General features: G+C 46.7%; 23 protein-coding genes. 12 read left to right on the plus strand and 11 right to left on the minus strand.

The genetic code is table 11. From position 1 onward, the window contains the following. The first annotated feature begins 50 nt into the window (after nucleotides 1-50). A complete protein-coding gene (hisS, locus tag DOM22_RS14595) occupies nucleotides 51-1301 on the plus strand; it encodes a histidine--tRNA ligase (RefSeq protein ID WP_142701087.1) in 1251 nt (416 codons plus the stop codon). A gap of 63 nt (nucleotides 1302-1364) precedes the next feature. Here the strand turns inward: hisS and DOM22_RS14600 are convergent, their stop codons facing one another. The 3 genes from DOM22_RS14600 to DOM22_RS14610 all read right to left on the minus strand — a co-directional run bounded on the left by DOM22_RS14600 (nucleotide 1365) and on the right by DOM22_RS14610 (nucleotide 8341). Beyond that, the gene (locus DOM22_RS14600; protein WP_142701088.1) at nucleotides 1365-2114 is read right to left on the minus strand and encodes a hypothetical protein; all 750 of its coding nucleotides are present in this window, start codon (nucleotides 2112-2114) and stop codon (nucleotides 1365-1367) included. 155 nt (nucleotides 2115-2269) lie between these two features. Beyond that, the gene (locus DOM22_RS14605; RefSeq protein WP_142701089.1) at nucleotides 2270-5209 is read right to left on the minus strand and encodes a S8 family serine peptidase; all 2940 of its coding nucleotides are present in this window, start codon (nucleotides 5207-5209) and stop codon (nucleotides 2270-2272) included. Between the two features lie 9 nt (nucleotides 5210-5218). Further along, a complete protein-coding gene (locus DOM22_RS14610; RefSeq protein ID WP_142701090.1) occupies nucleotides 5219-8341 on the minus strand; it encodes a hypothetical protein in 3123 nt (1040 codons plus the stop codon). Nucleotides 8342-8879: 538 nt separating this feature from the next. Here DOM22_RS14610 and DOM22_RS14615 point away from each other — a divergent pair. Continuing rightward, on the plus strand, nucleotides 8880-9431 hold the full coding sequence (locus tag DOM22_RS14615; protein ID WP_142701091.1) for a transposase: 552 nt from the start codon (nucleotides 8880-8882) through the stop codon (nucleotides 9429-9431). A 313-nt stretch (nucleotides 9432-9744) separates the two neighbouring features. On the opposite strand, the gene lgt is transcribed toward DOM22_RS14615, so the two are convergent. Next, nucleotides 9745-10803 carry a prolipoprotein diacylglyceryl transferase gene (gene lgt / locus DOM22_RS14620; protein ID WP_142701092.1) on the minus strand — a complete coding sequence of 353 codons (1059 nt, stop codon included), beginning with the start codon at nucleotides 10801-10803 and terminating at the stop codon, nucleotides 9745-9747. A gap of 108 nt (nucleotides 10804-10911) precedes the next feature. On the opposite strand from lgt, the gene DOM22_RS14625 reads away from it, so the two are divergent. Beyond that, on the plus strand, nucleotides 10912-11679 hold the full coding sequence (locus tag DOM22_RS14625; RefSeq protein ID WP_246845666.1) for a hypothetical protein: 768 nt from the start codon (nucleotides 10912-10914) through the stop codon (nucleotides 11677-11679). A gap of 33 nt (nucleotides 11680-11712) precedes the next feature. Further along, nucleotides 11713-12546, plus strand: coding sequence for a trypsin-like serine protease (locus DOM22_RS14630; RefSeq protein ID WP_142701093.1), 834 nt, complete (start codon nucleotides 11713-11715; stop codon nucleotides 12544-12546). Here the strand turns inward: DOM22_RS14630 and DOM22_RS14635 are convergent. From DOM22_RS14635 to DOM22_RS14650, 4 genes are all read right to left on the minus strand, one after another. Next, a complete protein-coding gene (locus DOM22_RS14635; RefSeq protein WP_142701094.1) occupies nucleotides 12543-13229 on the minus strand; it encodes a hypothetical protein in 687 nt (228 codons plus the stop codon). The genes DOM22_RS14630 and DOM22_RS14635 overlap by 4 nt on opposite strands. A gap of 61 nt (nucleotides 13230-13290) precedes the next feature. Continuing rightward, complete coding sequence (locus DOM22_RS14640; RefSeq protein WP_142701095.1) at nucleotides 13291-13872, minus strand: hypothetical protein; 582 nt, start codon at nucleotides 13870-13872, stop codon at nucleotides 13291-13293. 86 nt (nucleotides 13873-13958) lie between these two features. Then, entirely contained in the window at nucleotides 13959-15152 is a 1194-nt protein-coding gene (locus tag DOM22_RS14645; RefSeq protein ID WP_142701096.1) for an RsmB/NOP family class I SAM-dependent RNA methyltransferase, read from the minus strand. Next, entirely contained in the window at nucleotides 15149-15808 is a 660-nt protein-coding gene (locus DOM22_RS14650; protein ID WP_142701097.1) for a hypothetical protein, read from the minus strand. The genes DOM22_RS14645 and DOM22_RS14650 overlap by 4 nt, the downstream gene beginning before the upstream one ends. 161 nt (nucleotides 15809-15969) lie before the next feature. On the opposite strand from DOM22_RS14650, the gene nrdR reads away from it, so the two are divergent. From nrdR to DOM22_RS14685, 7 genes are all read left to right on the plus strand, one after another. Then, nucleotides 15970-16554 carry a transcriptional regulator NrdR gene (gene nrdR / locus DOM22_RS14655; RefSeq protein WP_142701098.1) on the plus strand — a complete coding sequence of 195 codons (585 nt, stop codon included), beginning with the start codon at nucleotides 15970-15972 and terminating at the stop codon, nucleotides 16552-16554. Next, the gene (nusB, locus tag DOM22_RS14660) at nucleotides 16493-16900 is read left to right on the plus strand and encodes a transcription antitermination factor NusB (RefSeq protein ID WP_142701099.1); all 408 of its coding nucleotides are present in this window, start codon (nucleotides 16493-16495) and stop codon (nucleotides 16898-16900) included. Before nrdR ends, nusB begins: the two co-directional genes overlap by 62 nt. Continuing rightward, a complete protein-coding gene (locus DOM22_RS14665; RefSeq protein ID WP_142701100.1) occupies nucleotides 16900-17352 on the plus strand; it encodes a hypothetical protein in 453 nt (150 codons plus the stop codon). Before nusB ends, DOM22_RS14665 begins: the two co-directional genes overlap by 1 nt. 44 nt (nucleotides 17353-17396) lie before the next feature. Further along, nucleotides 17397-17954 (plus strand): GTP cyclohydrolase, encoded by a 558-nt coding sequence (locus tag DOM22_RS14670; protein ID WP_142701101.1) that lies wholly within the window; start codon nucleotides 17397-17399, stop codon nucleotides 17952-17954. Nucleotides 17955-17960: 6 nt separating this feature from the next. Continuing rightward, nucleotides 17961-18806, plus strand: a complete 846-nt coding sequence (locus tag DOM22_RS14675; protein ID WP_142701102.1) for a pyruvate, water dikinase regulatory protein — start codon at nucleotides 17961-17963, stop codon at nucleotides 18804-18806. A gap of 107 nt (nucleotides 18807-18913) precedes the next feature. Continuing rightward, a complete protein-coding gene (locus tag DOM22_RS14680) occupies nucleotides 18914-19303 on the plus strand; it encodes a hypothetical protein (RefSeq protein WP_210415634.1) in 390 nt (129 codons plus the stop codon). A 1-nt stretch (nucleotide 19304) separates the two neighbouring features. Beyond that, nucleotides 19305-21200, plus strand: coding sequence for a hypothetical protein (locus DOM22_RS14685; protein WP_142701104.1), 1896 nt, complete (start codon nucleotides 19305-19307; stop codon nucleotides 21198-21200). On the opposite strand, the gene DOM22_RS14690 is transcribed toward DOM22_RS14685, so the two are convergent. Beyond that, complete coding sequence (locus DOM22_RS14690) at nucleotides 21201-22709, minus strand: phosphatidylserine/phosphatidylglycerophosphate/cardiolipin synthase family protein (protein ID WP_142701105.1); 1509 nt, start codon at nucleotides 22707-22709, stop codon at nucleotides 21201-21203. Between the two features lie 264 nt (nucleotides 22710-22973). On the opposite strand from DOM22_RS14690, the gene DOM22_RS14695 reads away from it, so the two are divergent. Beyond that, the gene (locus DOM22_RS14695; protein WP_142701106.1) at nucleotides 22974-23483 is read left to right on the plus strand and encodes a hypothetical protein; all 510 of its coding nucleotides are present in this window, start codon (nucleotides 22974-22976) and stop codon (nucleotides 23481-23483) included. A gap of 70 nt (nucleotides 23484-23553) precedes the next feature. Here the strand turns inward: DOM22_RS14695 and DOM22_RS14700 are convergent, their stop codons facing one another. After that, the gene (locus DOM22_RS14700) at nucleotides 23554-25392 is read right to left on the minus strand and encodes a methyl-accepting chemotaxis protein (RefSeq protein WP_246845667.1); all 1839 of its coding nucleotides are present in this window, start codon (nucleotides 25390-25392) and stop codon (nucleotides 23554-23556) included. A 75-nt stretch (nucleotides 25393-25467) separates the two neighbouring features. Beyond that, a complete protein-coding gene (locus DOM22_RS14705; protein ID WP_142701107.1) occupies nucleotides 25468-26367 on the minus strand; it encodes a LysR family transcriptional regulator in 900 nt (299 codons plus the stop codon). Between the last annotated feature and the right edge of the window lie 9 nt (nucleotides 26368-26376).

Genomic DNA, 26376 nt, shown 5'->3' on the forward strand with positions numbered 1-26376 from the left:
CTCCAGCATCTCTGCTATAACCAAAAACCTGATACCAAGAGGTACTAATTATGAGCGGAAAAATTCAAAGAGTTCGTGGTACGCGTGATCTTCTTCCCGAGGAAAGCAGAGTCTTTCGATTTGTCGAAGAATCAGCCTATGAAAAAGCAAATCTTTACGGTTATGGCGAAATAGAAACGCCCATTTTTGAATTTTCTGACGTATTTCATCGCACTTTAGGCGAAACTTCCGACGTTGTAAGCAAAGAGACTTATGATTTTACAGATCGCGGCGGAGAAAGCCTCACTTTAAGACCCGAAGGGACTGCGGGCGTGGCTCGCGCTTTTATTTCAGAAGGCATGAGCCAAAATCTTCCTTTAAAATTCTATTATTCTGGCCCCATGTTTCGTTATGAGAGACCACAAAAAGGTCGTTATCGCCAATTCTTCCAATTAGGCGCAGAGTGTCTAGGTTATGACACTCCTCATGCAGATGTAGAGTGCATCGCCTTTGCCTGGGACCTCCTGAAAAGCATCGGCATTTCCGAAGAATGCACTCTGGAATTGAACACACTAGGTGACGCTGAAAGTCGTGCTGCCTACCGTGAAGCCCTGGTGCAATACTTTACAGCTCATCATGAACAATTGTCTGCAGACAGTAAAACTCGTTTAGCAAAAAACCCCCTGCGTATTTTGGACTCCAAAGACGAAGGAGACAAAAAGTTGAGCGAGAATGCGCCAAAATTCCAACAGTACTTAAACGAAGCTTCACAAAAGTTTTTCGCTTCTGTGATTTCAGGAATTGAAAAACTGGGCATCCCTTACAAGGTGAATCCATTCATCGTGCGTGGCCTTGATTACTACTGCCACACCGTTTTTGAATTCACGACAGATAAGCTAGGGGCACAAGGCACAGTTTTGGCCGGTGGACGTTATGATGGCTTGGTTGAAACCATGGGCGGACCTCGCACTCCGGGAGTGGGTTGGGCCGCAGGGATTGACCGCTTGGCTGATCTGACTCCGAAAGAATTAGCTCTTAAGAAAGAAGTTTTGGTCGCAGTTATCGGCGCCGATGATCAAGGTGAAGACGAAAGCGTCAAACTGGCTCACGAGATCCGCACTCGCGGTATTAAAGCTGAAAATTTCTTGTCCGGCAAAATGGGTAAGAAAATGCAAAAGGCCAATAACAAAGGTGCACATTATGCGCTGATCTTAGGTGGCAACGAAGTCACCAGCAAAACTGTCACAGTTAAGAATTTTGTGACGGGAGAGCAAAGTACGATCCCTAGATCTGAAATTGCCACTTTCGATTTTAAAATCTAAAAATAAAAAAGGACAGGCTTAAAAACCTGTCCTTTTTAGTTTCTGAATACCCGTCGCTATCGCTTAGTTACCAGCGATCAAAGACATCAAAATTTGGCTGACTTGCTCTGGGCCCACGCCGTTCGCTTGCGCCGCTTTTTCAACCAAAGCATTGACGTCACTGTAGTCACCTTGAGATTGCTTAACCATAGCGGCTTTCAACTGGCCGTATGAGCTACCAATGATCTCTTTTGTGTAAGCATCGTAGTCCGCATCTGTCATGCTGGATTTTGGATTGTTTTTCAATTGAACTGCCAAGCGAGCCAATGTTGTTGAACGTTCTGCGCTCAAACCGAATTGGGCTTGAATACCTTTTGCAGATTCATTGATATCCATTGCTTGTTTCATGGCTGTTACTTTTGCCAAATCTTTGCTGGAAGTCGCTGTCTCTTCATAAACGTAACCAGCAGCATCTTGATAGTAACCATTTCCGATGTAGTTAACATCGTACCATTTTTGAGAGTAGATATAGCTGCTGATGTCTTGCCCCACGGCCCAGTCATCAATGAACACAGCTTGTGTGTTACCGTGATAATCCACAACGATATAACCTGCAGAGTTCGTCGTGCTTTTCACCAGAGTCAAATTCACACCTGCATCCGTGTAAGCTCTTTTTACGAACTCACGCGCCAATTCATCGTGTGTGTAATAAACATTGCCCGTGCTGACAGAACCGCCACCACCGCCGCCGCCACCGCAAGCGCTGATTGCGACTGTTGTTGCAGTGACCAATCCCAAACTCATTGCCGTTTTCAAAATTTTTGATGCATTCATTTGTGGTTCCCCTTTTTTCTGTAGAACTTGGTTCTACGTTTGTTGTTCAGTGTTTTTTGAAATTCCGTTCGCAATTCAATTCAAATATATTTTGCAAATCCTTTGCCAACTTTTTCAGTGTCGTTTTGTTCCTGTGCACTGGACAGGCAACGCGTTTATAGACTTAATGGCAAGATGCGCAACTCAGCACTCGTACTGCCCCCGCACATCAACACCGCAAAGTTCTTATTTTTATAATCCGTGAATTTTTGCGGAGTGAGTGCGCGACATTCAGAGGGAATATCCAGGTTTAATTTTGCTGGCGCGATAAGTTTTCCCTCGTCACTTTCCGTCCAGAAATAAATATGATTGGAATACATTTGCGTCGCATCGACATAGATCGCAGGGCTTAAGCGCGATCCATTTTGCACCACTGCCGGGAACAAAAGTTCTGTTGAGCTGATACCAGGCCATGTCGCACGGTGAATCGAGCTCTCATAGCGGCGCACAGAGCCGTTCGAATTGTTAACCTGCATGATCAAATTGCTTTTGCTTTGCGCAAAGGTAAAATACTCAGCACCACGTCGGAAGCTTTGCACCAAACTGATCAACAGATCTTTTGTTGTCGATGACTGCAAAATGAATTCGCCTTGCACACGTGCGTTCAAATCAAAAAATAAATTCTGCGCTTTAATAGGTGTCAAAAACACACCGAAGGAAACTGCGGAATTTTTGACAGCGAAATTGTCCGTCAAATCTGTCACCGGAGCTGCAACTCCGCTGGCCATCATCGAGGAAGAATAGTCCATCGGGCGCAGTTCAAATTTATGTTGATCCAACCACTCCCCGCGCGTTTCCACGACCACGAAACGTTTCAGATCCTGACTGCCATATGCGTACAACAAGCGAATGCGATCCAGACTATTCACTGATTGAGGTAACATTGTGATCAGGCGCAAATCCTGTTGAAAGTTTAGTCCCAAGGCGGCTCTGACACCGTCGGTGAATTGATAGTTGTCGAAGTTGCGTGTTTGATATGTCCAAGCACCCTTCTCCTGAACAGCTTTCAGATAAAACACCCGGCGCATGGGCGAGTTGTTTTCAAATTGAAATCCGTCGGGATTGACATCAGCTTTTGGAATTTTACCGATTGTTGTGAAAACCGGAACCAGACCGCTCGAATTTTGCAACGCAAACTGCAAGCTCGTGACGGCGTCTTTATCCATGACCACCGTCTCTGGTGAAAACGTGATCACACGACGCTGGGATACCAGGTCTTCAGAAACCAACAGATAAGTCATGGTTTTAGTTTTGCCATCGGCCGCTAAGCCCATAGTACCAATCCAATAGCCCTGCATGCCATTCGCCAAGGGAACTTTCATGAAATTTAAAATATTTTTTGTCCCGGCAGGCAGTTCGATGTGTCTTTGCTGATAGGAGGAGCCGTTCATTTGCAGAATCGAAAGGTGCAGTTGCCCCTCTTTCGCTTCCCAGAAATAGTAGTCGGGTGCATCAGAGATCCCTGCCACATCATTGACGGTCATTGTCGTTTTGATGACGGCAGCAGAAGTTCCCGGCAGCAGGCGAATCGGTAAACGCATCACCGCAGCGTCATTTTTTAGACTGCGTGATAATTCAAATTCATGAACAAAAGAGCGGGCACCAAAAGAGGTCTGTACGGTCACACGAATTTTGACACTGGAGCTGGCACTTTGATCTTGAATGCGGGCCACGAGTGCGAGGTTTTTCTGCTCCCCGCTGGCTAAGGACAAAGTTTGAGAGGAACCCGATTCCAGGGCAAAATTTGCAGAGAGCGATTGCACAGTCACACTGACGGAATCAGCTGCCTGCCAATAGTTCTTAACCGGTAACGCGATTTGCACCACGCCTTCCCCAGCGTTGAATAAGGCACGCGACAGACCTTTAAAATCTGGCGCTACCACAGGGCGCGCAGACATATTTAGTGCTGACTGAATTTTCAATGTTCCAAACAGAGTGAATTTACCTTTTTCCAGATCTTGAGCTGCCGAAAAAAGACGAGCCTTGATTTCATCGGCACTGATTCCAGGATAAGCTCCTTTAAGAACTGCCACGCCCGCACTTACAAAAGGCGCCGCCTGACTTGTTCCATTCAAAAGCTCATACCCCTTCACTGAAAAGTTCATCGGAGCTTTTGCGTTGGGGTATGTACTTAGAATTTCCTCACCTGGAGCACTGATATCAACTTGGCCACCATAGTTTGAAAAACCGGTTAAGGTATTATCAATCCCCGTCGCAGCCACACACAGAACACCCGGATAAGAGCAGGGAAAATTAAAACTGTTGTTATTGTTATTTCCGGCGGCCGCAACGATAAAGATCCCGGCCTGTTGTGCTTGTGCAAACGTTTGGCGAAGCTCTGCCGAATCAGTGGCCGCGGGCCAACCCATACTGATATTGATGACATCGACACGCTTTTCGATCGCATATCTGAGGGCCTTGATCACACGAGACGTTAATGCCGTACTTGCAGAAATTGATGAGTTCGCGGCATTGGCATCCGCAGCACCCGTCACTTTCAGGGGCAAGATGCGCACACGGTTCGTGATTCCCGCAACGCCGGTTTTATTACCAATTTGCGCGGCAATAATTCCCGCCACATGAGTTCCATGTCCCAAATCATCATCAGGATTGTTTTCATTCGGAGCTCCTGCCGGCACCATGAAGTTCCAACCGATGCAGTCGCCTTTATATCCGTTTGCATCTTTATCGGCTTCCGGTTTATAGGGAATTCCGCCGTTAAGACATTCTTTATCATTGTGATAAAGAATGGCTGCCAGGTCTGCATGCTGCACTTCCACACCGCTATCGAGAACAGCCACGACAATGTTTTTCTTCATCACAGAAGCAAAACCATCGGGGCTTGCCTGAACATCAGCACTGCGCCCCGGAATGGCGGAAACTTCTTGCGAGCGAATATCCGTGTCATCGCGAAGAACACGGTGATCACTCGCCTGCAAAGCCCATTGGTATTTTGTCAAAGTGTCATTGCTAAATGGCGCCCGCGTGGCGGCCGTTAAGGCCCCTTGTGCAGAAGTCGCCAGAATTAAGCCGAGAGTAAAAATGGTTTTATTCATGACAGACTCCTAAAGTGGATTTAGCAACCAGGTGATAAAGAACTCACCATTTAAGATTTGTAGATTTTGTTGAATGAAGTTCAAAGGACCGTTGCTGGCGCGAGCGCCCACCACCCCGATGGTATTTCCCATCAGTGGTGTATCGCCCAATTCATCGTTTTCACGGAAACCCTGGATGCGAGCCTGGATAAAGATATTGTCTTCACCCACCACAGCGACCAGCTTTTTCCCTGGGAAATAAGTCTCTGCCAGATCCACCATCGCCAGGGCACGCTCTGCTGCCAAAGGACCATTCGTGGACTTCACTTCCAGATATTCTTTTTGCGATCTTAGATAACGACGGAAGTGTGTATCCAGGGATTTTTGCGCACGATCACACTCCCCACTCGGCCAAGGATTTTTGCACAGGTCATACATGGAATTCTTCATCAGCATTTCCACTTGATCGCGCGGCATGGTCGCAAGCTTTTGCAACCCTGTTTTATAGACATTGATGCTTAATGTGATCGAATAAAGTAGAATCTTGCGCGTGTCGTTCAATGCCTGCGCATCAATTAACTTTACGCCAAAGTCTTCATTCATTTCTTTTAGGATTTTAAGAGCTTTCTCTTTGGAGATGTTCCAACCCTTGTGCTGATGCACGACTTGGGCAAACTCGGCCTCGGGGCCGCTGGCCAATCCAGCATTTGGGTCAGTGCTATCCTTTTGTGTTCCTTGGAAACTGACCAGTCGGGAAACAGCACTCCCCATGAACGTGTCACCCGGATTTCCACTGCCACCGGTGTCCAGAACCACGTTGTCACTGCCCGTTTTATCGCGCAGGAATCCCGCCAGGGTCTGCATCACCAGTGAATAATAATCTTTGCCCGTGCGCAAACCTGTTGAACGGTACAACACCGATGTCTTGCTGCCGGATGGAAGCTCCACCTGGAAGCGGTCTTTCAAAGTCATTTTGCGAGTTTGATAGAACAAGAATCCGAAGTTTACGTCTCTTTCAGAAAAATCATGGGAGATCAAAGTCGGATCTTGATCCACATTCAACATCTCAAGTGAATTGCTCATAAAGATCTGACGCAAGATACGCACATTCGTTTCGTATTGTGCGAGATTTCTTTCCATCTCGGCTGCATCGGAAGAACCAATTGTCAGAGTGTAAAACTTGGTGTTCACCCGTCCTGCCATAGCACCCACACTTAATGTCACCAATGGCACACCATAGGACGTTAAGCCGACGGCCACAGAACCCTTCGTCACGCGACCTGGATCATTATAGATCTGGAATGTGTATTTGTCTTTTTTGTAGATCTGAATACGGTGCAGGAACATTTGCGACGCATTGAAGGCGGTTTGGAATTGCACAGTAGGTGATGTTGGATAGGTCAGGCTTAAGCCCGCTTGCCCTGTCACGCTGTCTGTAATCAGCAAGGATTCGCCCACGCCCATCTCTTTATCCAAAGACTCAGCAATCGCCTGCAAGTTGCTGGAACCATCCGCGGCCGTGGGTTCGTCCAATTCGGCTGCCCATTTTTTCTTAAGGAAGGGAACCAGCACGTTGCGGTAAGGAGTTTTATTAACTGCCTTGATACTTTTTAAAGGCTTGATATGAGTGTAAGAACGTTGCAATTGCAATCCGATGTTACCGCTTTCACTGATACCATTCAGACCTTGAATACCAATGAAAAAACCTGGAGTGACTTGAAAACCAAAGGTGTCAGCCATTTGCACCAAGTTGTCAGTGCCCATGTAACTTCCCACCACCACTTCACGAGAGAACAACAGGCGTCCCGACCAGGAAGGAATCGCATACATACCCAACGGGATGTTTTTCTTTTGCCCTGTGGTGGCTTCGCTGATCATTTGATCAACGATGTTACCCAAAGTACGTTGGTTCACTTTGCCTTGAACGGCGTTGTTGTTATTGAAAAAGGAGTTCATATAAGACATCGCTGAATCAATCAGGGAGCTGATGCCTTTGGCTTTTAAGAACGCGGTGACTTCGGATGTGGACAGTGGGTTGTCAGGATCACCGAAAGAGAAACGTGATGCATAACCTGGCCAGTTTGAGGCCTTTAATTTTCCTTCGACCAAGTTTGGCACTAAAGAAACAGCACTGATGATGGTTAGTGGCTCTGCAGGGATTTGAAATAGTTTAACCAGATCATTACGACGAGATTTTAATTTTTCATGAAGCAGCATGGAAACTTCGTTGGGAAGTTTGGCTGCCTGAACGATCTCTTTCCAGTCATGGGAACCCAGGCGAGAAAGACGGCGTACAATCCACTGCGCATCTTGAAAGCTGGGATTAAACCAAGAAGCCCATTCGTAATTCAAGTACACAGATTGATTTACGATACGACCTGCGAGCCACGAAAAACTGTTCAAGCTTTCTGGTACGTCTACTAATTGGTAAGGCACCAACAATGCATTCATCACACGGCGCCCCTGAATTACCGACGGAGGAATCGCTCCCGTTTCAAGGCTGTAAAAAGTTTGAGTCGCAGGCAAAAGCACGACATCTTGCAAATCTACATAATCGACATTGGGATCTTGGGTGTTATTCACGACCCAGCGACTGGGAGCACCCTCCGTATTGTTTTGAATGTCCGTCAAGAACCCCAAAAGACTGGCGTGGCCATTCAAGCGCACACGCAGGCGTGACATCCACTGCGTTGGCTGAACTTTGTATCCCAATTTTTCCAACAAGGCTTTGCGCAGTAAAAGATTGTGGGCTTTTTTACCCAGCATCACTTGGTATTGTTCAATAGCTCCATTGTTTTGAAAGTGAACGATGAAGCGATACTCACCGACAACTGAAGGCGTGTTCCCGGCCATTTCCATTTCTGCATTCGCAGGAATATTCAATGTGTGATTGCTAAGATCTAAAGGCTTAACGGAAGAGTCTTGCCAAATATCAGAGGGTGCCGGGTTCATTTTTGAAATGTCGACATTTGATTTCAACATGCGCGTCAAATCTTCGGGCAAAACAATTTGCCCCTGTTGACCGACGATATCAACAGCCTGCGCACTGTCGCTGCCAACAGCAATCATCCCCGGGAAATCAGTCGGAGATGCTGTCGCCCGAAGAACGAAAAATGTTAGCGAGAAAAAAATTAAAGAAAGATATTTTGCCATAGTCCCCTCACGCAGGAGGGACCCAATGCCGAAATCGTGCCAAGCCAAAATGGCACCAGAAGTTCACGATACGCACGCGTCGCACAAAAAAGAGCGAGTCCAAAAAACTCGCCCACATAAAATCACTTCAATTTGTTTTTGAATTTGTTCACGCACTGACACAGTCAACATCGCATCAAAATATTTTGTCGCTCAATGCAGTCAACACCACACACTTAGAAGATCCCGGGGGTATCGGTCATGCAGGCCAGCTCGATGACAACAAGGCGACCGATACCTCTCCTTAACTATCTCTCTAATTTCCGCCGGAATGACCATCGCAAAAATAGATCTTGGGGTATCGGTCAAGTATCCTTCAGAAGCATGGTTACCAAAGAGTGACCGATACCCTACGAACACCCGGATAAAATAATTCAACATACGGACATCAACGAACCTGCTTTTCAACGAGTTCAACCTCTCTGAAGAATCAATCTTGCAACGTCCACAAACATTCCCGATGGGTATCGGTCACGTCCTCTGAAATCGAAAGGCTCAGATGAAACAACAAAGCTTCGCTTCTTTAAAAATTCCCTGGAAGCATCGCTATTGCCACGGTGGGATTCTTCGAAAATCTGCACTTGGTCGCGGTGCGAGACCTCTTTCTCATCGAGATCCTATGCATCTAGTTTTTAAAGTTAATAAGGGAGCAGTTAAAGGTGGGCTCCGTCATGCGCGGAATTTTTTATTATTCAATAGACTGATGAAGAAATACTCCGCCAAATTTTTCGTGAAGATCGAGCAGCTTTCTGTTCAAGCCGATCACGTCCACTTGCTGGTGAGAGGAAATAAACGTTCGAACGTGCAAAGCTTTTTACGAGTGCTGGCTGGCCAGTTCGCACAAAGGTTGACCGATACCCCGAATCAGAAAAATGAAGGGGCAAAAGTGTGGAAGTATCGCCCATTCTCGCGAGTGATTAAGGGGTTTAAGCCGTACAAAATCGTCAAAGACTATATTCAATTGAATGAGCGGGAAGCCCAAGGAAGACCGTATTCAAAGACCAGACTGCGCGGTCTCAGCCAGGAACAGTTGATAGAGTTATGGATATAAAAAAACCCACACCGAAAGATGTGGGCTATCAAAAACGAATCCCCAAAAAAACGTCGCAAAACAGAAGCGGTCAAAAAGGTTCGAGTGCGAGGCGGAGGGCTATCCCCGCAGCGCAGGCGTGCTCCAAGCACGTCGAAGCGAGGAGATAGCCTGACAACGAAGCAATCGGGCCTTTTTCACCGCTTCCCGTCAAAAAGGTTCGAGTGCAAGGCGCAGGGTTATCCCCGCAGCACAGGCGTGCTCCAAGCACGTCGAAGCGAGGAGATAGGCCGACAACGAAGCAATCGGGCCTTTTTCACCGCTTCCCTCGCGGTTATTTGCGGTTCAGACGGATGCTTTGACCACGTCCCCAGCCGCTGATTTTTAGCGAACCAGATCTGCTCCACAAGAACATCAACGCGAAGCCCACCGCCAACATCGCGACACTCAACCATTGGCCGCGAGTCAGACCCAACCATTGGAAACCAATTTGGGCATCAGGCATACGGAAGTGTTCATCAGCGATGCGCACACAAGCATATAACACGATGAATGTTGAAGCGATGAAACCTGGTTTACGTGGTTTTCTCCATAACAAGAAAAGAACCAGGAACAAGAACAAGCCCTCACCCACCGCTGCAAACAATTGCGACGGATAGCGTGGAGTTAACAACGGCTCGATCGCGGCTTTCACTGCGGTGTTGCCTTCTTGAATCGTTAGAATGATTTTGTGCAAAGTTGCGTAGACTTGCTCGCGCGCGCCTTGATCCATGTGGAATTTCCCCACAAGTTCCAACCACTGCTCACGAGTTGTTCCCATTTTATCAACAACATTGCCAAGATCATTCAAACGGCTGAACTCTTGAGACGGCCACATTTCGATGTCTTGAGGAAACTTCACTGCCAAAGGGAATGAAGGATCACAAGGACGGCCCACAAGCTCACCATTGATGAAGTTTGCGATACGACCAAAGAAAACACCCACCGGTCCCGCAACCGCTACCAAGTCAAAAAGGTAAGTCGCATTCACGGAGTACTTTCTTGCGTAAAGCAAGCAAGCAACCACGATACCGATCATGCCGCCATGACTCGCCATGCCACCCTCATTCACAGCCAACACTCCCCAGAAAGGGAATGCGGATTTGAATTTCCAGATCAGATCAGGGCCATAAAAGAATACGTAACCCAAACGACCGCCCACCAAAGTGCCGATCGCTGCATATGTGATGAAATCGCCTACCATTTGGGCAGTCAGGCCTGCGCGTTGGCGTTGTGCCAACCATTTGATTAACAAGTAAGCACAGATGAAGCCCATCATATAAGAGAGGCCATACCAACGCACACCGAAGTCACCAGAAATTCTTAACGCAAAGGGATCAAAATCGTGAACCACTGTTCATCCTTCTTTGAGACAGTTTTTACGTCTCATATTTGTGTCTCATCCTGTGTCTCAACAGGGAAAATTTTAGACTCGGTCCTAATAAAGCGAGAAAATGGAGGCATGTCCAGATTTTCATATTTACTTCTGTCATGCATTATCTTGTTTTCCCTCCATTCAGAGGCACAAACAGCTTCGAAGTGGAGCAACGGATTCGATTGGACTCAACGGGCCACCAAACGCGAGGCCGGCCGCTGGTCTTTGACGGATTGGTTAGCCATCAAAGATAAAAATCGCATGATGGATCAATGGCTTTCCCTGAACAGCCCCTCCCCCTATGAATTCATGCTGGGTGGAGGATATCTGTCGTATGACAAACATCTTAGCGATGGCTCTGTCGCTGACTCCGCCCATTCAGTGATCAATGGAGAGTTAGCAGCCTATGCCCAATTTGTGGGAGTGGGTGCTGAGTATTCAAACAATACCAACGAAAACTATTCCGATCTTGCCGGGCTTTTTAATCTGAGGGTGCTGGGAAATTCCTTACAGAATACCGGTCTGACCTTTTCTTACGGTCTGCGCACGCGGGACATGACCGGTACCACCGTCACCAAGCTTTCGCAGCAGTTTGCTCAGGCGGATTTGCAAATGTACCTGACCAAGTATTTCGGTTTAGATGGCAAGTACAGATACTACATGCCGGTGAGCAATGATCAACTAGGGGACGTTAAAGAAGACTTGTTCGAGGCGAGCGTTTTTATCGACTTTAAGGCGCTTAGAATCTTTGGTTCATGGGTCCGAGAGAAACAGAAAATTAAAGCCCCCGGGGGAACGGATGAAGTAAATACCGAACGCACCGGGATTCGATCAGGCATTAAGCTTTTCTTTTAGACTTCGGAACCTGCTTCCGGTAAATCCCTGCCCATGAAGACATTCTCCTGGGCCATCATCACGTCACTCCTTTGGGCTGCGCCAAGCTGGGCCGTCATCTCAAATCCAGGAAACTTCGTTGATTTCAAAGGCGATAACATCTGCCGCATCATGATTTATGATCAAGGCACAAACTCCATCTGCACCGGCTCACTGATTCGCGCTGATCTGGTCTTAACCGCCAACCACTGCGTGGTCGGACCTACTGCAAAAGTCGAAGTGGGCTGCGGGTATCAAGGATTTGATCCGCAAAACATCGTCACGGTAAAAACGGGCAAAGGAAACTTGGTTGTCCAAAATGTTTCTTTTATAGAAACAGCTTTGGGTCAATTCGCCAGCGTCGACACAGAGCTTGATCAAGCTTTGGTTAAACTCGATAGAAAACTTTCTATCCCACCGATGAAAATCGGCGCAGACGCAGAAATCGATATTAAACGCCCTTGCCTGCTTTCTGGATACGGCATCAATAAATCCGGAACGGCGGGAGTGTTGCTCTCAGCATGGGTCCCGCTCGTGCAAATCGCGCTGGAAGCTTATCGCTTTGATAATGTTTTCGAAAGCACCATGCCTGATCCAGGTTACAGCAAACCACGAGTCGATGAAATGGCAGCCACAGCCATTGAGTCCACGATGCAAGGGGTTTCCCTGTTGTCGGGCGATTCCGGCGGCCCTTTTCTTTGCTACAACAAACAGGGCGAGCTGACTCAACTGGGAATCAGCAATTCAATTCGCCGAGACAGCGAAATGAAATCGGGACACCTGTATTTCACAGTGAACTCTTTTGCGATGAAAATCAGCACTCTGATGCGTACGACCCTAGGTCTTTAGTTCAACGCCTCGAAAACACCTTCTCCTGTTACAAAATAACTTTGTGTCGATTCCTGATGGCTGACCGTGGAATCCAGTGTCCAGTGCAAATTCATTTGCATAGCTGCGATGGGATTTTGAGTCGTCCCGATATTTGTGACTGACGGTATATTGGCTTGAACGTTGAATTCAAAACCCCAAGCCACTGACAGATCTGCCGGCAGAATCGTCGCATTAGTAATATAGCGACCCACGCCCTTCACCGTGCCGTTCGTGGTATACATAACCCGATAAGTGAAATCCACGACGACCATATCGAAACCGTTTTTGTATTGCACATTATAGGTTCTGTACTGAGGCCCACTCCACCCCTGCAAATCCGTCCAGCACTTCACTCCTGACGGCAACGCATTGGCCGTGTCGAACTTGGAGCTCGTCACTGGTTTCCCCGCCTGAATAATCTCCCACACAGTTTTTCCGATATTTACGACCTCACCAATGGACGACAGATCCCAAGTTCCTGCCGCCACCGCAAGAGTGCTGCAATCTGATTGCAATTGCAACATAGCTTCAGAAGCAACTTCGGTCACATCCCGAACGATCACATTTTTAATTTTGAAATAGTCTTCTGCACGTTGATTTGATTGTGCAAAAGTAAGAGACGAAAAAACAGAAAGAGCTAGGACTGCAAAGATACGAATCACAGAAACCTCCCAAAGTTGGAGCATTTCTATCAAGAGATTTCGCTTTAGCAAGTGAAGTTTATTACCACTCTTTGCTCAGAGTGAGAGTGGGAAACAACCACGTCTTCGTATTTGATTCTGACGTCTCTGTTCCATCGACAGTTTTCTTCGAATAAGCTGCGTGATAGTAATTAAGTCCAACCCCCATTCGGAATCCGGATTTAATTTCCGGCATCACATTGAAGCCGACCATATAACTTGTACCTTGCCATGCTTCATTATTATTCGACACGACGTTCTTGTAAGTGCCTTTAGCCAGAACATTGAAATTAGCAATCAAGCTGAAGGAATCGCCTTTGCCGAAAATAAACTTAACTGCGGGACCGGTATCTGAAGTTTGATAAGAAGTTGGAACTGTGGAGCCGGTCGCGTTCGAATTACCTGACATGCTGATGCCAAGATAACTCCAACCTGCCCACCATTTTTTGGAAAGGTGCAAATAGCCTGTCACATTGTAATAGTATTTTGTCGCATCATCTTTAACATCAGTGGAGCTGGTGTTTTCAGAGATGTAAGAACCCGAAACGTCCAACATGAACTCAGCGCGCGCTCGCGGAGACATCACAAACAGAATCAGAATGATAATAAACGCGGACGTTTTCATATCATTCTGATCGGAATCGAAGGTTCTTGACTGAAATTTATTAAGCACTCTTAATCGGAATTTCCATGCTCCCGATTAAGGTCGAGCTATTTTTTTATAAGAAGAGCGGCGTAAAACCCGTCGAAGCCTTCGCGGTCTGGACGAAGGTGGATCTCTTTTTCCAATGACCACTCCTCGCCATGTTCGCTCATAAAGCGTGCGATTTGTTTTTCGTTTTCTGAAGGGAACAGGCTGCAGGTGGCGTAAACCATTTTCCCGCCTTTTTTCGTCATTTTGGAATAAGAAGTCAGCAACTCATACTGCAGTGTTTGCAGACGAGTGATTTCATCTTCGCTCAACTTCCATTTGGAATCAGGATTACGGCGCAAAACGCCCATACCTGAACAAGGAACATCCAATAACACGCGATCGGCTTCACCATGCAGGCGTTTGATCACTTTGCTGGAATCAATCACGCGAGTTTCGATGATGTCGATGCCGTTACGGCGCGCACGCACCTTTAACTCTTGAAGTTTCCACTCGTGGATATCCATAGAGATGATACGGCCTTTGTTTTTCATCAACGAAGCGATGTGCAGTGATTTACCACCAGCACCCGCACACGCATCAACCACACGTTGACCCGGTTGCACGTCAAGCATCGGCACAACCATTTGCGAAGCCGCGTCTTGCACTTCGAACATGCCTTTACGGAAAGCCTCCGTGATGAAAACGTTGCGACGTTCTTTTAATTTCAAGGCATAAGGAAGATCCGGAGAAACTGGCAAAGCTTCGATTTCGGCTTTTTTTAGCTCTTCGATCACTTGGTCAGGCGTGAATTTCAAAGCATTTACGCGCATGAAAACTTCAGCGGGCTTGTTCAAAGCCTTCACTACTTTTTCCCAGACATCGCCCAATTCCTGACGACCGCGAGCATCCATCCAGTCAGGAATGGATTGTGCGACCGGGAATCTTTCTTGGGCTTCTTTTTCGCGAGCTTTGATGAAATCGTAATTCAAACCTTCGAACTCTTCCCAATCTGGAGGAAGATCAAAGCCCATTCGCAACCACTGAATACCCACGATACGCCACATGTCCCCGCTTTGTCCCATGAACTCAAGCAAGCGGTACCAGCGGACGACTTCGTAAACAGTTTCCGCAAAAAATTTGCGATCGCGGGAACCCCACTTGGAGTGTCCCTTTAGATTGTATTGAATGACTTTATCGGCGTATTTGTTTTGGTCGAAGATTTCTTCTAAACCATTAACAACGGCCTCTGCGAGATGTCTGTGAATTTTCAAAATGTAAATACCAAGCCAGCGGCTAAAAAGGTTCCATTAATCTGCCCGGAAGAGAGCAAAAACAGGGAATTTCTTAACCCAGCCTCAAGGAAGAATCCAGTGTTTTCAAAGACATTGAAAAAGCGTGCACCGGCGATCAATTGGTAATCCAAAGTCAGTGCCGACTTGGAGTTTGTTTGCTTCATAAAGATACCCAACCCCGCACCCGCACCGAAGTACAATGGGAAACGAGAGTTTGCATCAGGAAATGTGATCACTGGTAAAAAGGAGATCTTGCTCGTGTTTTCGTCAGACACATTGTAATCCGAATACTCCATACGAATATTCAAATCCATGGAGTTGTACCACTCGCCTACTCGATAGGTTACGCCGAAGTTATTTTTACCCACGTCGTCCTGTTGACCGTTTTTACCCCAGTCATAGGATTGCGAAGCCATATAGCGAGCATAGTGAATTGCCAGGTAATGGTCACTGGAACCGTTTAAACTGCTTTGGGAGTTTCCACCAACGTATGTGGTGTTGTCGTCCTGATTGTCTTTTTGAAAATATTTCGATGCAGCATCACGGCCCACAACCGGTTGCTGGGCAGAGGCATTAGAAGCAATCAGCATGATAGGAAGCAATAGGGGCAAAAATACGGAAAAAACGTTCTTCATAAGTCACCTCGTTCTCAGCCATTATCATAGCCAAATTTGAGGCCTTAGCGGAACTCATTGCAGCGCAAAATGATGCATATGGTCAATAGACTGGACGGCATTGACTCTGAGAGGGGCGATACCTAATCTCCGGCTAACCTTTTGGGACGGGACCAAAGACTATGAAATGCCCTTTTTGTGGCCATGCCGATGACAGAGTTTTAGATACGCGAGTGCAGAAAGATGGCAGCATCCGTCGCCGTCGCGAATGCCTTGAGTGCAAAGCTCGTTTCTCGACAGTTGAAACAATCATGATCGCCCTTCCCTACATTATTAAAAAAGACGGTCGCCGCGAACCATTCAGCAAAGAAAAAATTCTGAAAGGTCTATCCGCTGCGACTCAAAAACGTCCTGTCAGTGTCGCGCAAATTGATGCCGTGGTAGAGCGAATTGCAGCTTGGATCGTCAATCGTGGCGAATCCGAAGTCAGCTCTCGCCTCTTGGGCAAAAAGGTGATGGCGGAACTGAAACAGCTTGATGACGTGGCTTATGTTCGTTTCGCGAGTGTTTATCGTACCTTTAAAGACGTCCAGGAATTTGTTGAGACTCTTGAAGACGCTGAACTGCTTGATTTTGTCGATGCAAGTAATCCACAATTAAGCCTTACAGCGATGAACTTTGTTGAAAGCGAGAAAAAGCCAAATCATGAAACTGACAGCAAGACGCCAAGCCCGGGAGCTCGCACTCCAAATTCTGTTCCAAACTGAGTTCACGCCGACTATCAGCGTTCGCACTTTCATGGATGTATTCGAAGAAACTTACGACGCTGAGACGATCTCTTACGCCGATCTTTTGATCAAAGGCGTTCAGGAAAACAAAGCCGCCGTAGATTCTAAAATCCAAGCGTCCAGCGCGCATTGGAAAGTAGAGCGTATGGCCACGATCGATCGCAATATTTTGCGTATCGCCGTTTGGGAAATGAAATTCTCGGCGGATCCTATCAAAGAAAACATCGCCATCAATGAAGCGGTTGAAATCGCTAAAAAGTACGGCACATCTGATTCTGCAAGCTTCGTAAATGGTTTGTTGGATCAAGTGAGCAAGGTGCACTAATGGCAGTCAATGTGCTTTCCCAAGCTGGCGCCTTGAACCCGGGATCTGATCTTTGGGTCGTGCCGCAACTTGGGAAATCACAATGGACCAGCAAGCTTGATTGGTATTTGAACTTTCAACTTTGCAAATCCTCCCGTCATACCAGCGCCAATGTGCCTGGATTCCTAAATGACGTGATCAAAGAAACTGAACTTAATAAATTCTATCGCCCGGTGGCGGCGGCAGCTCCAATGATGATCGCCTCTGAGACCCTGCTTCCCAACAAGTGGGTGGTGGTTGTGCCTTGGAATGACAATGTCGGAACTTGGGCGGAATCAATTTTTCGCGTTTGGAGTGGTTTGCAACAACCGACTTTGCGCATTTTCCTGCCACCTGGACAAAGTACTGGGAGCTTTCAGCAAGCTTGGGTGAAGCATCATAGCAATCAGGATTTTACTGTCGTGCTTGATTAATCCTCTCACCTGCCTTCACAATGAAGGTAAGAGGATTGCATCACATGGAACGTCTATCACAAGCTCTGGTTTCTAAAATTTCCACTTTTCAAAAACGCCTTCAATCATTTCTGGAAAACGACTTCGATCCGCAATCCGAAGAGCGTGAACGCGTGCAAACCGAGTTTGAAGCTTCCCGTGATGAAGCGTTGATTCGTGGACTTTCACAAGGTTTGCCGGAAGATCACATCGATCGCGCGATCGTGGTGTTCTCTCGCCTGGCGATGTTATTTCAGGCAGGTATCCTGTTAGAAAACCACGATGGCGACTGGAAAGCTCAGGCTTTCTTTCACAAAGGTGTTTCGGAACTTTTCAAAAACAATGCAAAATCGTCTTTGAGCATTCCAAACGCAAATTTGATGGCATGGATGAAAACAGATGCCTCTGCGATCTTACGCAAAACGAACTTGCAACACTTGGATCCTGAAAACAAGACAACGTGTTTGTTGATCAAAGTGACTCCGGATTTTTCATTCATCCTTTTCTCGACATTGCCGGACATCTGGTTGCAGTCACACACAGACAGTGTTCGTCGCGCTTTAATCAACGGCTTTGCAGACTAGGATTTCATGACGACTGAAGCAAAACCCTACACGATCTACATTCTTTCGGACAGTACCGGGGAAACCGCGGCGACCATGATCCGCGCAGCTTTGGTTCAGTATTCCAATAAAGACATCAACATCATTCGCAGTAAAAACGTGCGCACAGAAACCCAAGCCGAAGCCGTGGTCGAAGAATGTTTCGAACGCCGCGGGATGCTGGCTTACACTGTGGCAAGTCCTTCTTTGCGCAATAAGATCCGTGATTTTGCTTCCAGCAAGGGGATTCCCCACTTTGACTTGCTGGGACCTTTGCTTTCGACTTTAGATACTTTCTTTGGAGAGCATTCAGAATCTCACGTCGGTGCTTTGCGTGCCGTGGATGAACGTTATTTCAAACGCATCGAAGCGATCGAATACACTGTTAAACATGATGACGGTAAAACATTTGCAGAGCTTGATAAAGCCGACATCGTGTTGGTCGGAATTTCCCGTACCAGCAAGACTCCCCTTTCGATTTTCCTAAGCCATAAGGGTTGGAAAGTTGCCAACGTGCCACTGGTTTTGAATGCTCCTCTTCCAGAGGAATTGTTTAAAGTCGATCAGCGCCGTGTGGTGGGACTGATCATCGATATGGAATCACTGCAAAGAATTCGTAAGAGCCGTTTGGAAAAATTCGGCCAGGATCCTGGTGGCGAGTACGCTTCGATGTCCCACATCGCCAAAGAAATCGAATTCGCGGAAAAGATCTTTAAACAGAACCGCCGCTGGCCCGTATTCAATGTTACCGAACGCGCCCTTGAGGAAACAGCCAGCGAGATCGTTCGTATTATTGCTGCCCGCCTAGGTCTCCCAGACAGCGTCATCTTTTAGAGACCGAGAATTGATCGGCCCATCGTCTAGAGAGCTGTCTGGACACATTTTGAAATCATTCATATATAGATATCCTAAACATATTGAACAATATGCGAGGACTTTCTATGCGTCGTATCTCTATATGTATTTCTATTCTCTCACTTCTGTCGCTCACCGCTTTTGCGAAATCCACTGAAAAGAAAAAAGACGAGAAAAGAAAACCCAGTCAGACTTTTAACTACACCGTTTATTCCGAAGATTTTCCGCAAGACCAACTTGATGGCCCGGTAAATGGATCCTCACAAGAGGCCGCGGTTTTGAATCCGGGTCAACGTGACGTTATTCTCGGTCGCGCCGGTCTTACAAATTATGTCGCAAGCTGGGATCACCTGGAAAAAGATATTCTGGTTCTGCGTGCCTCTAAAAATTCGTTCGAAGTGTTGCGCTCGAAATATCCAAAGCTTCCACCCGCAGCTTTACAGCAACTACAGCTTCTTTTAAAAACGGGTAAATAAAATGAAACTCTGGAAAGCACTGGCGATTGGTACTTTTTACTTTTCCGCGACCACCGCACACGCGGATATTTTATTTTTAAATGTGAACGACAGCGGTCGTGAAATTGATGCTGCGATGAAAGCTGCAAAAGCTCGGGGTGAGAAACTGATTGTTCTACCACAACCTACAGATCCCGTTCTCTTTCAAAAAGCCAAAATCAATTTGGATGAGAAGATGAACATTTACCGCAAGTGCCAGGATAAAGGTGCCAGCGACTGCTCTATAGAGAGAAAAAACGCGCTCGCAGCCAATAGAGAAGCAAAAAAGTATAGAACTTCGATTTCTGCTACATCCCTGAAATCGGAGCTGGCAAAGATCAAAAACAGTGGCACGAAGCTGACTTCGTTGGTTGTTTCAGGACATGATGGCAATGGTTATTTTGGCGGTAATAACGGCGAATTAAGCGAAAGAGCGATTGCTTCGGCTTTCGCCGCTCAGGCTCCTGTGGGAGATGGCATTCGCTCCATGATGTTATGGGGCTGCTATACAGCTAACATCGGAAGTCTTTCCTCCAACTGGAAAAAAACGCTTCCCAACGTCGAGCTTATCGCGGGATATGACGGTATTGCCCCCCTTGCTGACAAGCCAGCTAACTGGCAATACCTAACCGACGTTTTGGTCAAAGAAAAAAACCTTACTGCCATCAAAGATGCCAACCAGCTTAAAAAAGCACTGAATGGACTCGATGGAACAAATCTTTTAAATGCGTCTATTTGTGTCGGGGACAACTTTGCAAGTCACAAACTGGCGCTCAACTTACGCGATGCTAAAAACCTCTGTGAAGGTGCCTTGGCAGCGGTCACCCCGACTTACACGTGCTACCTCCACGCAGAACCAAATTGCGAAAATCCTCCGGCAAATACGGGCGCTAGCGAGTTGCGTACCGCTTACAACAAGCTTCAAGATGCCAGACACTGTTTAGAACTCGAGGAAAACAGACCATTCGAGGAAGTCAGACGCTTGCCTTCACCCGATACTTTGATTCGACTGATTCACTTCAAAACTGTTAAAGCAAATTTTATGGAGTTAAATCCTGACTATCTTAGTTCCTTGAATAACCTGTTAAAAAGGGTCGGTGCCCCCGAAGACCTTATGTGGGGGGATCTGGAGAAAATGACCCGAGCGGAGATTCTTAACAAATTGAATAAGACCAACGATTATTTAAGCGAAAAATCAAGTACACCAGGGCCGGATTATCCGGAGGTTTCAGCTTTAGTCGCGGGGACTCGAGGACTGCAAAGAGTTTTGGGAGATTTGTTGGTTCCTTTCGCTTGGGTCGAACCGTCCGCTGACACAAACACACCCAGTATGCGAGTGGCTGGAGAGAAAATGTCGGCTAAGGGAATCGCAAAAAGCCGTGAGCACTATGAATCGGGACGAGCCTCTCGCGATTTAAATGCAAAAATAGAATCTATTCTTCAAGGGCAGTCAAAAACCTATCAGGCCGCATCTGCTAAAAAAGAGGAAATAACGAAAAAATTAATGAGTAACGATCCAAACCGTACCGAACAAGACGTTCGAGTCACGTTCTCAGATTATTCAAAGGCAACGGTTGAATGGCGTGCCATCAGAGCGCAAGAACTTTCCAAGGCAAAAAATCAGATCCAGGTCGCAGCTAATGAGTTAGCCAAAGAACCCTATGAAAATGCTGAGGGAAAGAAAGCCTATAACGAGGCTCTGGTCAACATAGTTAAAAGACAGACGCAACCGAGCGAACAAGTCATTTCCGGCGGCTTTTCTGTCGGTGATGATGACACCGGAATTATTATGGGCGAAGGGGCCATGGGCGACGGAATCGGTATGGTTCCTGTACAAACGAATACACCAGCCCCAGCGCCGGCCCGCCCTGATCGATAACTACAGCAGGAAATCCAGGACGCTGGCCAACGGCAGCGTCATCCAGAAAAGGACTTTCTTAGAGACCGGTACATTTTCATGCATCGGTTGCCCGTCTTCTCTGAAACCCGCGCGGTTTAATTTTGCAGAAGACGCGATATGCTCCTTAATATTATTTTGCAAGGCTAACGCCAGCTTTGGATTGTCGCGACAGATCAGCGCCATCTCGGCGTTGATGTTGGTTGAACGCGGATCCATATTAAATGTTCCGACGATGATCGTTTTCTCGTCGATCACGGCGCGCTTGGAATGCGTTCCCCATCGTGCAGAGCGGGCTTCAGGAATCAACGGATAAACGTTTTGATTCACGTGACCCTTATGCATCCACACATTCACACCCAATTCAGTCCAACGACGAATGCGGGTATCAAAGATCGCTTGAGTATAAAAGGCATCCGTTGAATACAAACTGTTCGAAGCCACATTGATTTCAATGTTACGACGAATCAGATCGTTCAAAATCGATGAGATTTCTTTTTTCACCACAAAGTAAGGCGATTCGATATAAATTTTCTTTTGCGCAAGGCTTGCTTCCTCCGCAAGTTGCTTACGCAATACGCGGGTCTTCTCGCCCATCCCTGGAAAATCTGCAGCGAAAATCATATCGTTACAAATACCCGTCACCTGTCTTGCCAAGAGTTGCGCACCCATCGTGTCAACGTATCTGCGCATTCTAAGGTCTTCCGCGGTTAGAACTTTAAAAGCCGCGGCCTTCGCAGTTCCCTTATCATAGTAGTATTTATCAGCATGATAACGGCTAACGCTGATACGCGCATCTTTATCGTGAAGTGTATTGGCATCATTCATGGTCTCTTTGGTGATACCATAGAAATCTTCCGGTTGAGGCTCACGAACCACAGGTGCATCCTCTGTAATGTCAGCATTCCAGAACTCTTCAAAGCTGGTACGCATGTCTTTAACGATAGAGCCTTTAACTACGATATCCGTGTCCAGGAAGTTATATTCCGGACTTAAATCAAAGTATTCGTCAGCAATATTGCGCCCGCCCGTGATGCCTTCGATCCCATCGACAATCAAAGTCTTGCGATGGCTGCGGAATTGAACCGTCGCTACGCGGACTAAAACTGCAGGATTGTAGTAATGAACTTCAATTCCCGCTTCCTTCAAAACGGAAGCATAGTATTTATTTAACTCAAAGATGGGCAAAGAAGTATCGACGATAACACGGACTTTTACGCCCTGACGGGCTTTGCGAATCAGAGCATCTGTAATCAACCGGCCCGCTGAGTCGATGCTATAAATGAAGTATTCCATTTCAATCGACTGCTTAGCATTTTCGATCATATCCAAACGCTTTTTCAATGAGGCGATACCACTTTCTAAAAGCGTTACTTGCTGAGGCTCGGTGCGACGGCGGTAAACACCCTCGGAGTCTTTCATGTTACGAGAAGCCGTGGCCGTGCTCGCGGCAATCATAACTGCAGTCATTAAATACAGACTTGTTTTCACCAAGACCTCCGTTATAGGGAACGCGCAGGAAATTCATCTCCAACTATGCAATTTGACGGCCATTTCATTGCAAACTCACAGCAGCTGACGAGGATTAATCTGGGGGCCAATGCAGAATTTTCAAGGGTGTTCAAAGACTTAACAGTTCAAGTCTTTGATAGGTGGTGTTTGATCGCAAGGCCGAGGGAATACATAAGGAAAATTAAAAACTGCTATGCGATGCTGTGACCGTTTTGATCAACAACCCAATGACAGGAGGTCATTATGTTTTCCAAAGTGATAGCCGCGGCAGTCCTACTTTCTTCATCTTTTGCATTTGCCTACCCTACCGTGGGCGACAAGGTTTCTTGGAAAGGTGCGGAAGATAAATTAGATGGCACTAGTACTCCGCTTATGGCCACTAAAGAAGTCACTAAGTGGGATATGGGCACCCATAAATGGACCGTCAAATTTGATATGACCAAAGGTGACCAGACAACCACTGAAGAGTATATGGCTTCCTGCCTTTGGAATCCCGATGAGTGGGCCATGTTGATGGCGAACTGCGTGGAAAAAGGCGGTACGATGGAAGACGTGACTGTAACAACTGGTACCTATAACGCCTGCCGCATGACTGTGACAGCTGATGATGGTCGTGTTATCAAAACTTGGATGGGCGACGTTCCATTTGGTTTGATCAAAAAAGAAATCACCAATGTCACTGAAGGTACAAAAACTCATATGGAACTTGAAACTATCACTCCAGGCCCAACACCAGCTCCCGGCTTAGAGTAAGCAAATAAAAAAGAGCGAGGAGACCACCCCTCGCTCTAAACTTCCATTTTCGATTTTCTATTTTCGCAAACTAAGCCGCTTTCTTGTGATGATCGCCATGAACAAAGACATTCATCTCGTCCGTAGCACCCTTCATAATATTAGCCTGGTTGCTGATATCTGTCGAAGTACCCGCGATCTCCTCAGAAGAAGCCGCATTCGACTGTACCGAAGCATCCAACTGATTCATCGCTTTCGATATCTGCTGAATTCCCGTCGCCTGCTCTTCACTGGCTGTCGAAATTTCCATATTCAAATCAGAAACTTTCTTAACTGATGTGACGATACCTTTCAGTACTTCACCAGAGCGATGCGCCTGCTGCGTTCCGTTTTCAATTTTCGAAACATTGGATTTAATCAAGGTGTTGATGTCTTTTGCGGCCACCGCAGATCTTTGTGCCAATGCACGGACGGCTTCTGCAACGACTGCAAAACCTTTTCCTTGTTCTCCTGCTCGCGCAGCCTCAACCGCGGCATTCAAGGCCAACAAATTCGTTTGGAAAGCGATATCGTCAATCACGTTAATAATTTCCTCGATCTCTTTAGATGATTTAGAAATATCATCCATTGATTGCATCAAGGAGCTCATTTCAACCTCACCGCGACCCGCCGATTCAGAAGACTGCGCCGAAAGCTGGGCTGCTTGTTTGGCGTTATCTGAATTCATGCGCACCATCGAGCTCATTTCCTCCAGGGCCGCCACTGTTTCTTCCAAAGAAGCAGCGGATTCACTGGCTGACTGAGAAAGGCCTTGTCCTGCTAAAGACAATTGCTCAATAGCTTCCGTCACATGATCACCGGTTTTTGAAAGACGATCTGTGATGCCACTTACGGCTTTAGAAATATAACGGGCAATTAAAAGAACCGCGACCAACAAGATCAAAGTTCCCGCCACTGCGATCATCACTTGATTCCAGATCATCGCACGCGCATCTGCCATCACCGTTTTTAGCGGCGTGCGAATTACCAAAGACCACGGAGCTTCGGTCGCCCCCATCGTCATTGGAGAAACCACGTACAAGCAGTCTTCATTCAATTCTGGATCCAGACCCGTCACAACCAAGCTTTCACCCTTGGCAAAAGCAGCTTTGAATTTTTCTGGAGCAACTGCAAAATTGGAAGCCTTCGTCAGCATCTTTTCATCAGGATGAGCCACGAAGTTACCGCTGGTTGTAAGCAAGTAAGCAGAAGAAGTTTCAAACGGTTTAATTTTAACGGCGTCACGTTGCAGATCTTTCAGTGGCAAATCCACACCTGCAACACCTGCGACTTTACCGTCAATGAAAATTGGAACCACCGCAGATGTCATCAACACTTGTACGCCATCAATTGGATATAAGTACGGCTCCACCATAGTTTCTTTACCACGAGCTTTCGGAACCAAATAGTAATCCCCAGCACCGGCTTTCTCGTAATCAACCAAAGGTCCCAATGTCGCTTTGCCATTGGTGTAACTTAGATACGGAATAAAGCGGCCGGTTTTATCTGAACCTTCGCTATTGACGAAGCTTGCATCTTTGCCGTCCCATGCGTTCGGCTCCCATGCTGTCCAAACACCAATTAATCCTTTGTTGGATTCGAGGATGTTACGGAAGGAGTGCTCCAAAGGACCACGCTCAGTATGATTAAATTTTCTAGCAGCTTGCAAATGTTGCGCAAGAGTTCGTGCGATACCTAAACCCTGCTCAACGCCGACACGCATCTCGTTGGCATAGGCTTTAGCAATCGCCGTAGACTTATCAACTGCCTGGCGCTCAGCCGTACTAAGACTGTTTTGCGCGACCAAATAGTTCATCGCAGTAAAAACCAGAATTGCGATGAGGATAATCGGCACGGACATTTTAAGTTGAATAGAATGATGTTTCTTCAAACTGGCACCTTCCGAAAAGATTTGAATCTTTCTTCTTTTCGGAAAAATGCGATTAATTATAGAGGGCGGCGGAGTCTAGGCTTTTTCTTGTCCCGCTAAAGTGGAATAGAAAACCTCGACCAAAGGCTTGTTGCTGGAGTTCTTTTTATAATAGAACATAAGGTCCATTTCATAGGCGAGATCTTTCACATACACACGATTCAAACGGCCCGAACGAACTTGCTTTTTAATCGAGTGAGCGGGCAAGAAGCCCCAACCCAGTCCGGCCTCGATCACGCGCTTTAGTGTTCCTACATTAGCGGACTCAAAGATTGCGTGGGCTTTGGAAGACTCCATCTTTTCTTTCAGCATCCTGTTAAAGCGTGGAAATTCCTGAGTGAAATCCACCACCGGGAACTCGCCCAAATCTTTTGATGTTATCTGCTGTGGCATTTTTTCGTCCTTGTTAGAACCAACCAGCCACATTTCCTCTTTCACCAGGAACTTTTGTTCGACGCCATCCAATTCTTCAGCGAATTCGGTTTTGGTATCTGGAAGGATGATCACATCGTACAAAGACTTTTTAAAATTCTTGATCAGGTCTTCGCCAGATTCGTAATCAATCTTCAAAGACAGATCAGGATTGTGACGCATCAATCGCCCCACAATAGGACTCATCAAATGCAAACCAATCGAATTCAGAGTTCCAATGCGCAATTGTCCTTTCATTTGATTGCCGATGGACTTAATCGCAACTTCTGCCTGTTGAGTCAAATGAATGATCTTTTTAGCATAGTCGTAAAGAACTTCCCCCTGCGGAGTGGCTTTAATTTGACGAACTCCGCGCACCAAAAGCTCACAACCTAGATCTTCCTCCAGGTTGCGAATTTGCTGACTGACTGCGGGTTGAGTAAGGTAAAGCTTATCGGCCGCGGCAGTCATACTGCCTTCGCTGATCACAGTCACAAAGGTTGTTAGCTGATACAGGTTCTTCACGACAATTTT

Source organism: Bdellovibrio sp. ZAP7, assembly GCF_006874645.1.
GTDB lineage: Bacteria > Bdellovibrionota > Bdellovibrionia > Bdellovibrionales > Bdellovibrionaceae > Bdellovibrio.

What these genes read in the sequence shown, in the direction of transcription:
- DOM22_RS14665 (WP_142701100.1), top strand. Translation starts at nt 16,900, where the DNA reads ATGGCAGTCAATGTGCTTTCCCAAGCTGGCGCCTTGAACCCGGGATCT.
- DOM22_RS14640 (WP_142701095.1), bottom strand. Translation starts at nt 13,872, where the DNA reads ATGAAAACGTCCGCGTTTATTATCATTCTGATTCTGTTTGTGATGTCT.
- DOM22_RS14675 (WP_142701102.1), top strand. Translation starts at nt 17,961, where the DNA reads ATGACGACTGAAGCAAAACCCTACACGATCTACATTCTTTCGGACAGT.
- DOM22_RS14625 (WP_246845666.1), top strand. Translation starts at nt 10,912, where the DNA reads ATGTCCAGATTTTCATATTTACTTCTGTCATGCATTATCTTGTTTTCC.
- DOM22_RS14630 (WP_142701093.1), top strand. Translation starts at nt 11,713, where the DNA reads ATGAAGACATTCTCCTGGGCCATCATCACGTCACTCCTTTGGGCTGCG.
- DOM22_RS14600 (WP_142701088.1), bottom strand. Translation starts at nt 2,114, where the DNA reads ATGAATGCATCAAAAATTTTGAAAACGGCAATGAGTTTGGGATTGGTC.
- DOM22_RS14615 (WP_142701091.1), top strand. Translation starts at nt 8,880, where the DNA reads ATGAAACAACAAAGCTTCGCTTCTTTAAAAATTCCCTGGAAGCATCGC.
- nrdR (WP_142701098.1), top strand. Translation starts at nt 15,970, where the DNA reads ATGAAATGCCCTTTTTGTGGCCATGCCGATGACAGAGTTTTAGATACG.
- DOM22_RS14670 (WP_142701101.1), top strand. Translation starts at nt 17,397, where the DNA reads ATGGAACGTCTATCACAAGCTCTGGTTTCTAAAATTTCCACTTTTCAA.
- DOM22_RS14685 (WP_142701104.1), top strand. Translation starts at nt 19,305, where the DNA reads ATGAAACTCTGGAAAGCACTGGCGATTGGTACTTTTTACTTTTCCGCG.
- nusB (WP_142701099.1), top strand. Translation starts at nt 16,493, where the DNA reads ATGAAACTGACAGCAAGACGCCAAGCCCGGGAGCTCGCACTCCAAATT.
- DOM22_RS14680 (WP_210415634.1), top strand. Translation starts at nt 18,914, where the DNA reads ATGCGTCGTATCTCTATATGTATTTCTATTCTCTCACTTCTGTCGCTC.
- DOM22_RS14610 (WP_142701090.1), bottom strand. Translation starts at nt 8,341, where the DNA reads ATGGCAAAATATCTTTCTTTAATTTTTTTCTCGCTAACATTTTTCGTT.
- DOM22_RS14605 (WP_142701089.1), bottom strand. Translation starts at nt 5,209, where the DNA reads ATGAATAAAACCATTTTTACTCTCGGCTTAATTCTGGCGACTTCTGCA.
- DOM22_RS14650 (WP_142701097.1), bottom strand. Translation starts at nt 15,808, where the DNA reads ATGAAGAACGTTTTTTCCGTATTTTTGCCCCTATTGCTTCCTATCATG.
- hisS (WP_142701087.1), top strand. Translation starts at nt 51, where the DNA reads ATGAGCGGAAAAATTCAAAGAGTTCGTGGTACGCGTGATCTTCTTCCC.
- DOM22_RS14695 (WP_142701106.1), top strand. Translation starts at nt 22,974, where the DNA reads ATGTTTTCCAAAGTGATAGCCGCGGCAGTCCTACTTTCTTCATCTTTT.